General features: G+C 63.0%; 13 protein-coding genes. 7 read left to right on the forward strand and 6 right to left on the reverse strand.

Translation table 11 applies throughout. The features are described 5' to 3' along the window. The first annotated feature begins 61 nt into the window (after positions 1 to 61). Positions 62 to 724, forward strand: a complete 663-nt coding sequence (locus tag GJR98_RS12860) for a potassium channel family protein (protein ID WP_151139049.1) — start codon at positions 62 to 64, stop codon at positions 722 to 724. Between the two features lie 64 nt (positions 725 to 788). Further along, entirely contained in the window at positions 789 to 1,661 is an 873-nt protein-coding gene (locus GJR98_RS12865) for a hypothetical protein (RefSeq protein WP_151139050.1), read from the forward strand. Positions 1,662 to 1,684: 23 nt separating this feature from the next. Here GJR98_RS12865 and gatA read toward each other — a convergent pair whose 3' ends face one another. Together gatA and gatC are read right to left on the reverse strand one after the other, a co-directional pair. Beyond that, positions 1,685 to 2,956: an Asp-tRNA(Asn)/Glu-tRNA(Gln) amidotransferase subunit GatA gene (gatA, locus tag GJR98_RS12870; RefSeq protein ID WP_151139051.1), complete on the reverse strand. Its 1,272-nt coding sequence runs from the start codon at positions 2,954 to 2,956 to the stop codon at positions 1,685 to 1,687. Further along, positions 2,956 to 3,234, reverse strand: a complete 279-nt coding sequence (gatC, locus tag GJR98_RS12875) for an Asp-tRNA(Asn)/Glu-tRNA(Gln) amidotransferase subunit GatC (protein WP_151139052.1) — start codon at positions 3,232 to 3,234, stop codon at positions 2,956 to 2,958. Before gatC ends, gatA begins: the two co-directional genes overlap by 1 nt. 209 nt (positions 3,235 to 3,443) lie before the next feature. Here gatC and GJR98_RS12880 point away from each other — a divergent pair, with 209 nt between their 5' ends. Together GJR98_RS12880 and GJR98_RS12885 are read left to right on the forward strand one after the other, a co-directional pair. Beyond that, the gene (locus tag GJR98_RS12880; protein ID WP_151139053.1) at positions 3,444 to 4,433 is read left to right on the forward strand and encodes a transcription initiation factor IIB; all 990 of its coding nucleotides are present in this window, start codon (positions 3,444 to 3,446) and stop codon (positions 4,431 to 4,433) included. 72 nt (positions 4,434 to 4,505) lie between these two features. After that, complete coding sequence (locus tag GJR98_RS12885; RefSeq protein ID WP_151139054.1) at positions 4,506 to 4,979, forward strand: NUDIX hydrolase; 474 nt, start codon at positions 4,506 to 4,508, stop codon at positions 4,977 to 4,979. A gap of 22 nt (positions 4,980 to 5,001) precedes the next feature. Here the strand turns inward: GJR98_RS12885 and GJR98_RS12890 are convergent, their stop codons facing one another. Beyond that, positions 5,002 to 6,111, reverse strand: coding sequence for an asparagine synthase-related protein (locus tag GJR98_RS12890; protein ID WP_154269741.1), 1,110 nt, complete (start codon positions 6,109 to 6,111; stop codon positions 5,002 to 5,004). After that, positions 6,111 to 6,794, reverse strand: a complete 684-nt coding sequence (locus GJR98_RS12895) for a PHP domain-containing protein (protein WP_151139055.1) — start codon at positions 6,792 to 6,794, stop codon at positions 6,111 to 6,113. The genes GJR98_RS12890 and GJR98_RS12895 overlap by 1 nt, the downstream gene beginning before the upstream one ends. A 237-nt stretch (positions 6,795 to 7,031) precedes the next feature. On the opposite strand from GJR98_RS12895, the gene GJR98_RS12900 reads away from it, so the two are divergent. Both GJR98_RS12900 and purL read left to right on the forward strand, forming a co-directional pair. Continuing rightward, entirely contained in the window at positions 7,032 to 7,466 is a 435-nt protein-coding gene (locus GJR98_RS12900) for a CBS domain-containing protein (RefSeq protein WP_151139056.1), read from the forward strand. A 98-nt stretch (positions 7,467 to 7,564) separates the two neighbouring features. Then, positions 7,565 to 9,673 (forward strand): phosphoribosylformylglycinamidine synthase subunit PurL, encoded by a 2,109-nt coding sequence (gene purL, locus GJR98_RS12905; RefSeq protein ID WP_151139057.1) that lies wholly within the window; start codon positions 7,565 to 7,567, stop codon positions 9,671 to 9,673. A gap of 27 nt (positions 9,674 to 9,700) precedes the next feature. On the opposite strand, the gene GJR98_RS12910 is transcribed toward purL, so the two are convergent. Next, on the reverse strand, positions 9,701 to 10,672 hold the full coding sequence (locus tag GJR98_RS12910; RefSeq protein WP_151139058.1) for a quinone oxidoreductase family protein: 972 nt from the start codon (positions 10,670 to 10,672) through the stop codon (positions 9,701 to 9,703). A gap of 66 nt (positions 10,673 to 10,738) precedes the next feature. Continuing rightward, positions 10,739 to 10,906: a DUF7550 family protein gene (locus GJR98_RS17530; protein ID WP_191965466.1), complete on the reverse strand. Its 168-nt coding sequence runs from the start codon at positions 10,904 to 10,906 to the stop codon at positions 10,739 to 10,741. A 110-nt stretch (positions 10,907 to 11,016) separates the two neighbouring features. On the opposite strand from GJR98_RS17530, the gene GJR98_RS12915 reads away from it, so the two are divergent. Continuing rightward, on the forward strand, positions 11,017 to 12,783 hold the full coding sequence (locus GJR98_RS12915; RefSeq protein ID WP_151139059.1) for a glycoside hydrolase family 13 protein: 1,767 nt from the start codon (positions 11,017 to 11,019) through the stop codon (positions 12,781 to 12,783). Positions 12,784 to 12,799 lie beyond the last annotated feature (16 nt).

Raw genomic sequence — 12,799 nt, forward strand, 5'->3', positions numbered from 1 at the left:
GCACTGAACGACCGAACACCTCACCGAGACGACTACTACACAGCCATCCCAATACACACCAATGAGTGAATCAGTGACACACGATTTACGCGTCATCGTCGCCGGCGGCGGGGAGATGGGCGTTCGGACGGCCGAACTCCTCGACGACCGCGGCCACGACGTCGTCATCGTCGAATCCGACCCCGACCGCTGTGACGAACTAGCCGACCGCTACATCGCCACGATAATCGAAGGCGATGCCTCACGGCCAGCGACGCTCAGACAGGCCCAGCCCGAACGGAGCGACGTCATCGCGGCACTGACGGACGACGAGACGACCAACTTCGCCATCTGCATGGCGGCACAGCGGATGTCCGATATCCGAACCGTGATGCGCATCAGTGAGACGGCCGACGAACTGTACGAAGAGTTCGTCGATGGCCTCGTCTTCCCCGAGCGACTGGGCGCACGGGCCGCGACGAACGAAATCGCAAACGGCGGCGTCCGAACCATCGAAGACATCGGCGGCAACGTCGAAGTCGTCGAAGTCGAAGTCGCCGACGACGCACCAGTCGCCGGCAAGCGACTCGACGAAGTCCGGCTTCCGCGTGGGAGTCTCATCATCGTCGACTACCGAGGCGACAGACTCGGCGGTCCCGACACAGTACTCGAACCGGGCCACCGCTACGTCCTCGCCGTCGAGTCGAACGTGGCGGACGAAGTGATGAATCTGTTCAGAGGGTAGCCCTCCCTTCTCCGACTGTCACTGTCCTGAAAGCTTATCACGGGCCGCGGATGGTGTGTGAACGATGTCGCCCTCCACTCGCACACGCCGAGAGATTCTCGGCCTCGGTGGGAGCACGCTTGCCCTCCTTTCTGGGTGTCTCTCTGACCCGCCCTCGACCAGCGACGACGCCGACACGACCGACCCGCCGACGCAGACGACTCGTCCGACCACGACCGAACCCGCCGACGTGACCGTCTCGAACGTTCAGGTCACCCCGGAACTCGTCGGCCTCAATTCTCCGGATTCGATTGGGACCGTTGGCGACAGAGACGAGCAGTTCGTCCTCGTCACCATCCTCGTCGATGGCGAGTCGAGTCCGCCAGTCGAGGAGTTCACGCTGGCTACCGACGACCAGGACTTCTCGGCGATTCCGCCCGACGACTTGCCGGCGTACGGTCGCCTGTGGAGTCGTGGATACGCCTACGGGTCTCGTGGACACGAAGACAGTACAGCCTCGTCTGGCTACCTCGCCTTTCGCGTTCCAAAGCCACTCGAAACATCTGAGGTGGTGTTCCGTGGCCCCGGTGGACAGTTCACATTCGGTGCGAACGTTGGCGAGAAACTCTCTCGCCCACCGACAGACTTCGCCGTCAGCGACGTGACCGCTCCGGAGACAGTCGAGAGTCTGTCTGAGATGTCGATTTCGGCGACAATCGAGAACGTCGGGTCGGCAGACGGAACGTTCGTCGGCGCGCTCAATCGAACCGGGCCGCTCGTCGCCTATACGCCAGTCGAACGTGTCGAACTCGAACTCGCGCCGGGCGAGTCAACGACGTGGGAACAGTCGTACACCCTGTCGCTGGACGGTGGCACCGAACCAAGACCAGTACAGTTTCACCTAGTCTGGCGCGACGGGAGAGTATCGACCGAGACGACGGTCGAAGCAGCGAACTGAGGGGGCAACCCCGCTTCTGAGAATTAGTTCTCGACGGCCGATGCCGCGCGGATGATGGTCTCTTCGTCGAACTTCGGACCGATGAGTTGGAGACCGACCGGGAGGCCATCCGTCTCGCCCGCCGGTACGGAGATTGCGGGGAGGTTCGCGAGGTTCACCGGGACGGTGTTCGCGTCGGCGAGGTACATCTGGAGCGGGTCGTCGAGGCTCTCACCGAGTTTGAACGGCGGGACAGGCATCGTCGGCGAGGCGAGAACGTCGACGTCCTCGAACGCGGCATCGAAGTCCTGTTTGACCCACGCGCGGGCGTCCTGCGCTTTCGCGTAGTACTTGTCGTGGTAGCCAGCCGAGAGGGCGTACGTTCCGAGGAGGATACGACGCTTGACTTCTGGGCCGAAGCCTTCCTCACGAGCGCGGGCGAAGGCGTCGTTCCAGTTGCCCTCGTAGCCACCGGACTTGCCGTAGCGGACGCCGTCGAAGCGCGCGAGGTTCGAGGAAGCTTCGGACATCGCGATGACGTAGTACGCGGCGACAGCCTTCTCGACCGAGGGCATGCTCACTTCGTGGTACTCTGCACCCTGTGCTTCGAGTTCGTCGAGGGCGGCCCAGAAGGCCTCTTTGACGCCCTCGTCAGCACCCTCGACGAGTTCGGTCGGGACACCGATCGTGAGTCCGTCCACGTCACCGGTTGCGGCCGAGGCGTAGTCGGAGTCGGCACCTTCGTCGTGGGTCGTGCCGTCGCGCTCGTCGGGACCGGCGATGACGTCGAGTAGACCTGCTGCTTCTTCGACAGTTGGCGCGATTGGGCCGATTTGTTCCAGCGAGTTCGCGTAGGCGACGAGGCCGTAGCGCGAGACGAGGCCGTAGGTCGGCTTGATACCGACGACGCCACAGAACGCGGCGGGACAGCGAATCGAGCCACCAGTGTCGGACCCGAGTGCGAGGTCGGCCTCACCGGCGGCGACGGCGGCGGCAGAGCCACCGGAGGAGCCACCGGGGACACGCGATTCGTCCACGGGGTTCTTCGTCGGGCCGAACGCCGACGTTTCGGTGGTCGTCCCCATCCCGAACTCGTCCATGTTGGCCTTGCCGACGATGGTCGCTCCGGCGTCTTTCAGTAGTTCGACGACAGTCGCGTCGTACGGCGGGACGTAGTCTTCGAGCATCGCAGAGCCACACGTCGTCCGGAGGCCCTTCGTCGAGATGTTGTCCTTGACGGCGATGGTCTTTCCACTGAGTGGGCCGTCTTCGTCGCTCTCGACCGTCTCTTTCGTGATGAAGGCGTTCAGCGACATTAGGACACCCGTGGACCTTTGAAGTAGCCGTCTTCGGTCTCTGCGGCGTTCGAGAGCGCTTCCTCTTGGGTGAGGCCCTCACGGACCTCGTCGGGGCGCATCACGTTCACCAGTTCGTCTTCGCGGTCGACTTCGGGGACCTCGTCGAGGGCGTCGAAGTACTCGAGGATGTCCGCGAACTGCGTCGCAAACTCCTCGACTTCGTCCTCGTCGAGGTCGACCCGTGCCAACTCGGCGACGTGTCGAACCTCGTCGGCGTCGACGGGCGTATCGCTCATATATCGGAGGTAACGGAGGCCGGGAGTAAGGGTTTCGGTGTGCGCCCTCTCGAATCGCCGTCGACCGGTCTCGATGTCGCGCTCGTCCTGTTCGGGATTCCGGCGTGAACCTGCTGTATTCCGTCGTCTGACCGCCGTCAGATATAAGTAACCGGCCTCAATACGAATAAACGGAGAACGACCGTTCCCAGTTGCTTCTCTCGCACACAATGACAGGAAGTGTCAGACGATTCACGACCGATAACGCGCGCGTGCGCAAGCAGGATGAAACTCAAACCGAACGCGAGCAAGACGAGATGCTCGCGTGTCCCGAATGCGGTTCGGAGACGCTCGTCTCCGACACGGAACACGGCGAGACGGTTTGTGACGACTGCGGTCTCGTCGTCGAAGAAGACGAGATAGACCGCGGTCCAGAGTGGCGGGCGTTCAACTCTTCGGAGAAAGACCAGAAGTCCCGCGTCGGCGCTCCCACCACCAACATGATGCACGACAAGGGGCTGTCGACGAACATCGGGTGGCAGAACAAAGACGCCTACGGACGCTCGCTGTCGTCACGACAACGAGAGAAGATGCAGCGTCTTCGCACGTGGAACGAGCGATTCCGCACCCGCGACTCGAAAGAGCGCAACCTCAAACAGGCACTCGGCGAAATCGACCGGATGGCGTCGGCCCTCGGTCTCCCGGACAACGTCCGTGAGACTGCATCGGTCATCTATCGCCGTGCCCTCAACGACGACCTGCTCCCCGGACGGTCCATCGAGGGTGTCGCCACGTCGTCGCTCTACGCCGCGGCCCGAATGGCCGGCACACCCCGCTCGCTCGACGAGATTACGAACGTCTCGCGCGTCGAGAAAGACGAAATCGCGCGAACGTATCGCTACGTCGTCCGCGAACTCAAACTCGAGATTCAGCCGGCGGACCCCGAGCAGTACGTTCCCCGGTTCGCGAGCGACCTCGACCTCTCGGACGAGTCTGAACGACGCGCACGGCAGCTCTTGAAGACCGCCAAAAAGCAGGGCGTCCACTCAGGCAAGTCGCCGGTCGGCCTCGCTGCCGCCGCCGTCTACGCCGCCTCGCTGCTCACCAACGACAAGGTGACGCAAAACGAGGTCTCCGACGTAGCGAACATCTCCGAAGTCACGATTCGGAACCGCTACCACGAACTGCTCGAAGCAGAAGAGCAGATTCAGATGCCCTGACGGGGTCGGTCTTTTCGCACCACGAGACGTCTCTTTCGCAACACCGATACTCCCTCCCCCAGAGCGTTGGCTATGGAGACGACGCGACACTTCACGGCGACAGTCTACATCGTCAACGACGGTGCTGTGGCTCTCCACCGACACGAACGCCTCGGCATCCGTATCCCGCCGGGTGGCCACGTCGACCGCGACGAACTCCCGCACGAAGCGGGCCTCCGCGAAGTTCGTGAGGAGACAGGACTCGACCCGGAACTCGTCGACGACACCGACTCCGTTCCCGCACCAGCCGGCGAGGTGCTTCCCCAGCCCCGCCAGCAGATGCTCTACGACATCAACGTCCACGACGACGGCACGGTCGGCCACCAGCACATCGACCACATTTACTACGCACGCGTGGACTCCCGCGACATCGACCCGGCACCGGGCGAGGCCGACCCCGAAGTGTGGGAGTGGTACGACCCAGCCGACCTGCGAGAGAGCGATATCGACCCCGATACGGTGCAGTTCTCACTGGAGGCTATCGAAGTCGTGAGCGACAGTAACTGACACGAGAACGGCGTAGCAGACCTTACTCAAGCAACGACTCCACGTACTGCTGAACGTGGTTCTCCATCCGCCGTTTGAAGCCCGCTTGCCGGGCGAGGCGGTCGAGTTCTCGGGACGCGTAGGTGCCGTACTGCACCGCTTTCTTGTCCGCCTCGGCGACGGACTCAGGAAGCACTTCTTTCGCGGCCGCTCGAAGCGCCACCTTCCGGCGGCCGTCGTCGACGAGTAACTCACCCGGAAGCGGGAGCGCCGCTTCGACCACCCGGTCGTGGAGAAGCGGTGCGACAGGTTCGACACCCGCCGCGCGGAGCGTGAGAACGTCCCGTTCGAGTTGGTCGGGAAGGGTACGCACCATCTCGCGGGCGGCCCCGCGAACCGTCTCGGCTTCCACCCGAGGGTCGTCGGGTGCTTTGGCGACTTTGGCGTACCCGCCGAACAGTTCGTCTGCGCCTTGTCCGACCGCGAGTCGGTCGTAACCGTCTTCGACCACCTGTTCGGCCAACAGGTAGAGTGGAAGGACGATTTGCACGTCCATCGGGTTCGTGCGACCGAGTGCGTCGACGATTTCGGGGACGGCGCGCTCGATGGCCTCGTGAGTCAGTTCGACCACGCGGAGGTCACGGCCCATCGCGTCGGCGGCGTCTCGTGCGGCGGCGATGTCGTGTGAGCCGTCGAATCCGGCGACGTAACACGGTGCATTCGGGACGCCGGATGCGACGACTGCGGAGTCCACACCACCGGAGAACGCGACGGCGAGGCCGTCGGATTCGACCGACCGAACCGATTCGAAGACGGCGTCACGGACTCGCTCGAGTGCCTCGTCGGTGTCGGTCGTGGCGTCTGGGTCGGGGAGCGTCCAGACCTGCTCGTCGTCGGAGGGAGAACCGTTCGTCCGACGGGCGTGGCCCGGCGGGACAGCGACAGGGTCTGTCAGGTCGCGGTGGTCGAACGACCACGAAGAGGCGTCGTCGCGCTCCGAGAACAGTGGGTAGCGACCGAGCACGTCACGAACGAGATAGCCATCGACCTCGCCGGCGAATCCTGCAGTTCCGGGAAGTGGGTCACGGTCGGTGAGCGCGCGTCGGACGACTGATTCGGCCGCACCGTTAATCGGCGCGTCTCCACCGGTCATCAGAGAAAGTCGGTCAGCGCGTGTTTCACGCGGCGCTTCGCACCGCCGGCGGCCTGCTGGAACGAGATGCGCCACGGGGTCTTGCTCCCGACGACACTAGTTCGGCCCTCAGTGATGGCTTCGAGGATGGCGTCGGGAGTCCGGATATCGGTGCCGACTTCGGTGACCGCTTGTCCAACCATCTCGCTGATGTGCGCGTCGCTCCCGGCGGTCATCGGGAGTTCTCGACGTTTGGCAAACCGCTCGGCGCGTTGGTTGGCGATACCCGTCAGGAGGCGCGAATTGTAGACTTCGATGGCGTCCGCGGCGGCGAGTTGGGCACGCGAAATGTGCGGCGCAACGCCGTGGCGGGACTTCTGGAACGGGTGGGGGACGACTGCGATACCCCCGGCGTCGTGGATGCGGTCGAGCGTCTCGTCGTACGAGAGACCGGCGGGGATGAGTTCTCGAACACCGAGTGCGAGAACGTGTCCTGCTGCGCAGGTGACTTCCATCCCGGGGATGCCGACGAGTCCGTAGTCAGGTGCGATGTCTGCTGCTTCGAGACTGGCGTCGATCTCGTCGTGGTCGGTCACCGCAAGCGCGTCTAAGCCGACGGCGGCCGCCTGTTCGAGGAGGTATTCGACCGGGTCTCGCCCGTCGTACGAGAGCGACGAGTGGGAGTGCAACTCGACCGATAACACGAGATACACTAACAAATCAGGCTAAAAAAGCGCCCCGGTCCCGCTTCGATGCGTGTGTCTGTGTCGCACACGACTGCCGGGAGCGACGAGTGTCCCCGTGCCGAGACACTCCCTCAGCGGCGACATATCGACCGAATTGGACAAAGTGTTAGAATACAGATATAATATCTCAGTCGACAATTACTCTATACGGTGGGGGACGCCTGATGAGTGGTGGTTCCACCGGGGAGAAGAACGATGACTGTAGGAGACATTGCGAGACCGAAAGACGACTTGGTAACTGCAACGGTAGACACACCAGTCAGTGAGCTGGCGAAGATGATGGACGACAGAAAGGTCGGTTCTGTGGTCGTCGCCGACGGCGACTCCATCGAGGGCATCGTCACAGACCGCGACATCGCGCTCAAATGCGTCGCGTCGGGTGGCGACCTGAAAGAGATGACCGCGAAGGACGTCATGACGGAGAAACCGTTCACCGTCGACGCGGACACCGGTGTGTACGACCTGTTCCGCCAGATGCGTGAACACGGCGTTCGCCGGGCACCTATCGTGGACGGTGGGAAACTCAGCGGCATCGTCACTATCGACGACCTGCTCGTGTTACTCGAAGACGAGATGCACGAACTGAGCGAAATCATCCGTGCCGAATCGCCGCCGTACACGCCCGCCTGACGTGGCGAACGAACCGTACCGACGACCGACACCGATTTTTTGAGCACGTTTGTGCACATAGAAAGGGTTTACAATGTGCGTTCTGACCATACCAATGAATGACGCTTCCCGACGCGGACCGCGACCTCGTCGTCGCCGAACTCGGCCGAGACCCGACGCCGGCCGAGGAGATACTCTTCGAGAACCTGTGGAGTGAGCACTGCGCCTACCGGTCGTCTCGCCCTCTCCTGTCGGCGTTCGACTCGGACGGAGACCAGGTCGTCATCGGCCCCGGTGACGACGCCGCCGTCGTCTCACTGGACGACGACACGTACATCACCCTCGGCATCGAGAGCCACAACCACCCCTCGTACGTCGACCCCTACGACGGTGCGGCGACGGGTGTTGGCGGCATCGTCCGCGACACGCTCTCGATGGGTGCGTACCCAATCGCACTCGCCGACTGTCTCTACTTCGGCGACTTCGACCGCGAACACTCGCGGTACCTCCTCGACGGTGTCGTCGAGGGAATCGCCGACTACGGCAACGCTATCGGCGTTCCGACGGTCGCAGGTGCAACGTCCTTCCACGAGAAGTACGAAGGCAACCCCCTCGTCAACGTCGCCTGTGTCGGTCTGCTCTCGGCCGACCGGCTCGTGACGGCTGTCGCCCAGAAGGCAGGCAACAAACTCGTTCTCGTCGGCAGTTCGACCGGTCGCGACGGCCTCGGTGGTGCATCCTTCGCGAGTGAGGACCTCGCCGAAGACGCCGAAACCGAAGACCGGCCGGCCGTGCAGGTCGGTGACCCGTACACGGAGAAACTGCTCATCGAGTGCAACGAGGCCCTCATCGACGAGGACCTCGTCGAATCTGCGCGTGACCTCGGTGCCGCCGGTCTCGGCGGTGCGTCGTCCGAACTCGTGGCCAAGGGTGGCTTCGGTGCCGAAATCGACCTCAACGCCGTCCACCAGCGCGAACCCAACATGAACGCCTTCGAGATTCTCCTCTCGGAGTCCCAAGAGCGCATGTGCTACGAGGTGGCGCCGGAGAACGTCGAACGCGTCCAAGAACTCGCCGAGCGCTTCGACCTCGGAAGCGCCGTCATCGGCGACGTCGCCGAAGGCAACTACGTCTGTACGTTCGACGGCGAGACAGTGGTCGACGTGCCGCCGGAGTTCCTCGCCGAAGGTGCCCCGATGAACGACCTCGAGGCCGTCGAACCGGAAGTCGCCGAGCGAGACCTCCCCGAAGTCGCGCTCGCTGAAGCTCTCGAAGCAGTCTTGTCGGACCCCAACACCGCGTCCAAGGAATGGGTCTACCGCCAGTACGACCACGAAGTCGGCCTCCGGACTGCCCGTCGTCCCGGCGACGACGCCGCACTCCTCGACATCCCGGAAGCCGAGACGAAACTCGCCTTCACGGCAGGCGCAGACCCCAACTGGACCGACGCTGCCCCGTACGACGGTGCGCGCGCCGTCGCTTTCGAGAACGCGACCAACCTCGCCGCCAAGGGTGCGAAACCACTCGCAGCAGTGGACTGCCTGAACGGTGGTAACCCCGAGAAGCCAGACGTCTACGGCGGATTCAAGGGTATCGTCGACGGCCTCGCCGATATGTGCAGTGCCCTCTCGGTCCCTGTCGTCGGTGGGAACGTCTCACTCTACAACGACTCCGTCTCGGGCCCGATTCCACCGACGCCGACACTCGCGATGGTCGGCACCGCAGACAGGTCTTCGCCCGGCATGTCGCTTTCGGGAGAGGGTGACCTGTTCATCGTCGGCTATCCCGGCGACGCGCTCGGCGGTTCGGCCCTGCTGCAGCACGAAGGTGGGTCCGACGCCTTCCCGGCGCTCCCCGACGACGAAACCGCGGCCGCCGCACTCGAAGCGATTCGCGCCATCGCATCCGACAATTCGACGCTCGCCGTCCACGACGTGAGCCACGGCGGTCTCGCAGTCACGCTCGCCGAGATGGTCACAGAAGACGTCGGCGCAGACATCGCCGTCGAGAACTTCGTCCAGCTCTTCGACGAGACGCCGGGTCGCGTCGTCGTCGAAAGCACGGACGTGGATGCACTCGTCTCCCTCGCCGGTGACGTGCCAATCTACGAACTCGGCACGACCACCGACGACGACTATCTGGGTGTGACTGTCGACGGTGACTACGTTGCCTTCGACGCCGCGAAAATCGCCGACCTGCGCGGCGTGCTCACCCACGAACTGGACTAAGCCAAAAACGGAAGCGACACCCGTCGGTTACGGTTCGAGGACGACTTTTCCGCTGGACTTTCTGTCTTCGATGTACTGATGCGCGGCAGCGGCGTCTTCGAGCGGGAACGTCTCGCCGACGACGACGTCGAGGTCACCCGAGGCGAGGAGTTTCGACAGTTCGGGAACCGCACCGAGGACCGACGCAGGTCGCTTCTGCATCGCGTTTCCGAGGTGGAAGCCGATGACAGATTTGTTCTCGAAGAGGAGACGAGTCGTGTCGGCTTTCGCAATCTCGCCCGAGGCGGCGCCATACGTGACAACACGACCGAAGTCGGAGAGCGCGTCGAGACTGCGCTGGAACGTCTCGCCACCGACGCCGTCTAAGACGAGGTCGACGCCTTCGCCGTCGGTTTCGTCGGCGACGACGTACCGGAAGTCTTCTTCGGTGTACTGGATGGGGTGGTCGAGGCCGAGGTCTGTCGCAAGGTCGAGTTTCGCTTCGGTGCTGGCGGTACCGAACGTCTCGGCACCGGCGAGAGAAGCCAGTTGAACTGCAGCAGTGCCGACGCCACCGGCGGCCGCGTGAATCAGCACTCGCTCGCCTTCTTCGAGGCCACCCCACTCGTGGAGACAGTTGTAGGCGGTGAGGAACTGGATGGGGAATCCTGCGGCCTCTGCGAAGGACATCGACTCGGGGACGTCGAACAGTCCGTCTGCGCGGGCCGTGACGTACTCGGCGTACGCCTTTCCACCGGTCATGGCGACGACGCGTTCGCCAACGTCGCGGTCGACACCATCGCCGACGGCGTCGATGGTCCCGGCCGCTTCCATTCCCGGCGTGTACGGCGGTTTCGGTCCGTTACGATAGTGTCCGCGTCGCTGCATGATGTCGGCGAAGTTGATACCGACTGCTTCGACAGCGAGCCGAACCTCACCGGGACCGGGCTCGGGCATCTCGGTCTCGGTCACGTCGAGTGTGTCGCTACTCCCGTACTCAGAGACGACGATAGATTTCACGTCTCCACGTGGTCGCCGGAGGGGGAAAAACGGAGAGGAATCGGAAGTTCGTACAACTTGCCGGTTCTACCCGAGAAGCAGGGGGAGACCGAACGTGACCGCGAGGCCGACCGCGAGGACGAGAACGCCGGTCGTAACCTGTCCCATCGTGAACTCTTGCATCGGAGAGGTGACACGCCCTTCTTGTTCGCCTTCGTGGTGGTCGTGGTCACCTGCGTGGTGGTCGTCGCTCATAGGCGACGCGACGGGTTCGCGGTACAAAAACGCACCTAACCGTCGCTCCGTGATTCGAGAAACGACCAGTCGCCCGACAACCTAAGTTCCACGCGTGGGACATCCCGAGTATGACTTCGGTTCCCGTTGACGAAGAACGACGCTGGTGGAAGGAAGCGGTCGTCTACCAGATTTACCCCCGGAGCTTCAACGACACCGACGGCGACGGAGTCGGCGACATTCTGGGCATCATCGAGAAGGTAGACTACCTCGACGACCTCGGCGTCGACTGTATCTGGCTCAACCCAGTGTACGAGTCGCCGAACGCAGACAACGGCTACGACATCTCCGACTACCGGGCCATCATGGACGAGTTCGGCACGATGAGTGAGTGGGAGGAACTCCGTGACGCCCTCCACGAGCGCGGAATCCGCCTCATCATGGACCTCGTGGTCAATCACACCTCCGACGAACACGCCTGGTTCGTCAACTCGCGAGCGTCCACAGACGCCGACAAACGAGACTACTACTGGTGGCGTGAAGGCCGCGACCCCGAGAAGACCGACCTCGACGCCGACGACTACGACACGCCCGACAACGTCGAGGAAGTTCCACCGAACAACTGGGAATCCTTCTTCGGTGGGCCTGCGTGGACCTACGACGACCAGACCGGTGAGTGGTACCTTCACCTCTTCGACCGCAAGCAACCGGACCTGAACTGGGAGAACGAAGCCGTTCGAAACGACGTGTTCGAGATGATGGAGTGGTGGCTCGACCACGGCATCGACGGCTTCCGGATGGACGTCATCAACCTCATCTCCAAACCTGACGGTCTCCCGGATGCAGACCCAGAGAACGATATCAAGACGATCGACCGAGCCGTGAACGGCCCGCAAATTCACGACTATCTCGGTGAGATGCGCGACCGAGTCCTCGACGCCGACCTGCTCACAGTCGGCGAGATGGTCGGTGACGAGATGCCGATGGAGACCGCGCGACAGTACGTGACGCCCGGCCCCGACGGCGATGGGCTCTCGATGATTTTCCACTTCGAACACATGCTCCTCGACCAGGGTGACGAAGTCTGGGAACTCGTGGAGTGGGAACTTCCCGACCTCAAAGCAGTGATGGACCGATGGCAGGTCGGCCTCGGCGACGAAGGCTGGAACTCGCTATACCTCAACAACCACGACCAGCCCCGACAGGTCTCGCGGTTCGGAAACGACGACGAGTACCGCCGTGAGTCGGCGAAACTCCTCGCGACGCTCCTCCACACACTTCGTGGGACGCCCTACATCTACCAAGGTGAGGAGTTGGGGATGACCAACTACCCCTTCGACTCCCTCGACGAGGTGCGCGACGTGGCGACCCGCAACCCGATTCGGAACGCCATCGGTGCGGGGATTATCGACGGATTCGACGATGTGAAAGACATCGTGCGGGCGAAGAGTCGCGACAACGCTCGAACACCGATGCAGTGGGACGACTCCGAACACGCCGGGTTCACCGACGGCAACCCGTGGATTGGCGTGAATCCCAACAACGACCGCATCAACGTCGAGGCCGAACGTGCCGACTCCGAGTCAGTCTGGCACTACTACCGCGACCTCACCTCACTCAGGAAGGACCGCGACGTAGTCGTCTACGGCGACTACGAACCACTCACGCCAGACCACGAGTCGCTGTGGGTCTACACGCGAACCCTCGAAGCCGAGGACGAACACGACACACTGCTCGTCGTACTCAATTTCGACAGCGACGAGACGACGTTCGAACCACCTGCTGACATCGCTGGCGATTCTGCCGAGATACTCATCTCCAACTACGACGTCGAGGTCGATACCGTGGAATCCACCACACTCCAACCGTGGGAGGCCCGCGTCTACGACCTCACCTGAACCGGGCGTAGTCGCC

Origin of the sequence: Haloferax marinisediminis (assembly GCF_009674585.1) — an archaeon.
GTDB lineage: Archaea > Halobacteriota > Halobacteria > Halobacteriales > Haloferacaceae > Haloferax > Haloferax marinisediminis.

Excerpts from the sequence above, each read along its gene's own strand:
- GJR98_RS12915 (WP_151139059.1), top strand. The coding sequence starts at position 11,017 with ATGACTTCGGTTCCCGTTGACGAAGAACGACGCTGGTGGAAGGAAGCG.
- GJR98_RS17530 (WP_191965466.1), bottom strand. The coding sequence starts at position 10,906 with ATGAGCGACGACCACCACGCAGGTGACCACGACCACCACGAAGGCGAA.
- GJR98_RS12885 (WP_151139054.1), top strand. The coding sequence starts at position 4,506 with ATGGAGACGACGCGACACTTCACGGCGACAGTCTACATCGTCAACGAC.
- gatC (WP_151139052.1), bottom strand. The coding sequence starts at position 3,234 with ATGAGCGATACGCCCGTCGACGCCGACGAGGTTCGACACGTCGCCGAG.
- GJR98_RS12880 (WP_151139053.1), top strand. The coding sequence starts at position 3,444 with ATGACAGGAAGTGTCAGACGATTCACGACCGATAACGCGCGCGTGCGC.
- purL (WP_151139057.1), top strand. The coding sequence starts at position 7,565 with ATGACGCTTCCCGACGCGGACCGCGACCTCGTCGTCGCCGAACTCGGC.
- GJR98_RS12865 (WP_151139050.1), top strand. The coding sequence starts at position 789 with ATGTCGCCCTCCACTCGCACACGCCGAGAGATTCTCGGCCTCGGTGGG.
- gatA (WP_151139051.1), bottom strand. The coding sequence starts at position 2,956 with ATGTCGCTGAACGCCTTCATCACGAAAGAGACGGTCGAGAGCGACGAA.
- GJR98_RS12860 (WP_151139049.1), top strand. The coding sequence starts at position 62 with ATGAGTGAATCAGTGACACACGATTTACGCGTCATCGTCGCCGGCGGC.
- GJR98_RS12890 (WP_154269741.1), bottom strand. The coding sequence starts at position 6,111 with ATGACCGGTGGAGACGCGCCGATTAACGGTGCGGCCGAATCAGTCGTC.
- GJR98_RS12900 (WP_151139056.1), top strand. The coding sequence starts at position 7,032 with ATGACTGTAGGAGACATTGCGAGACCGAAAGACGACTTGGTAACTGCA.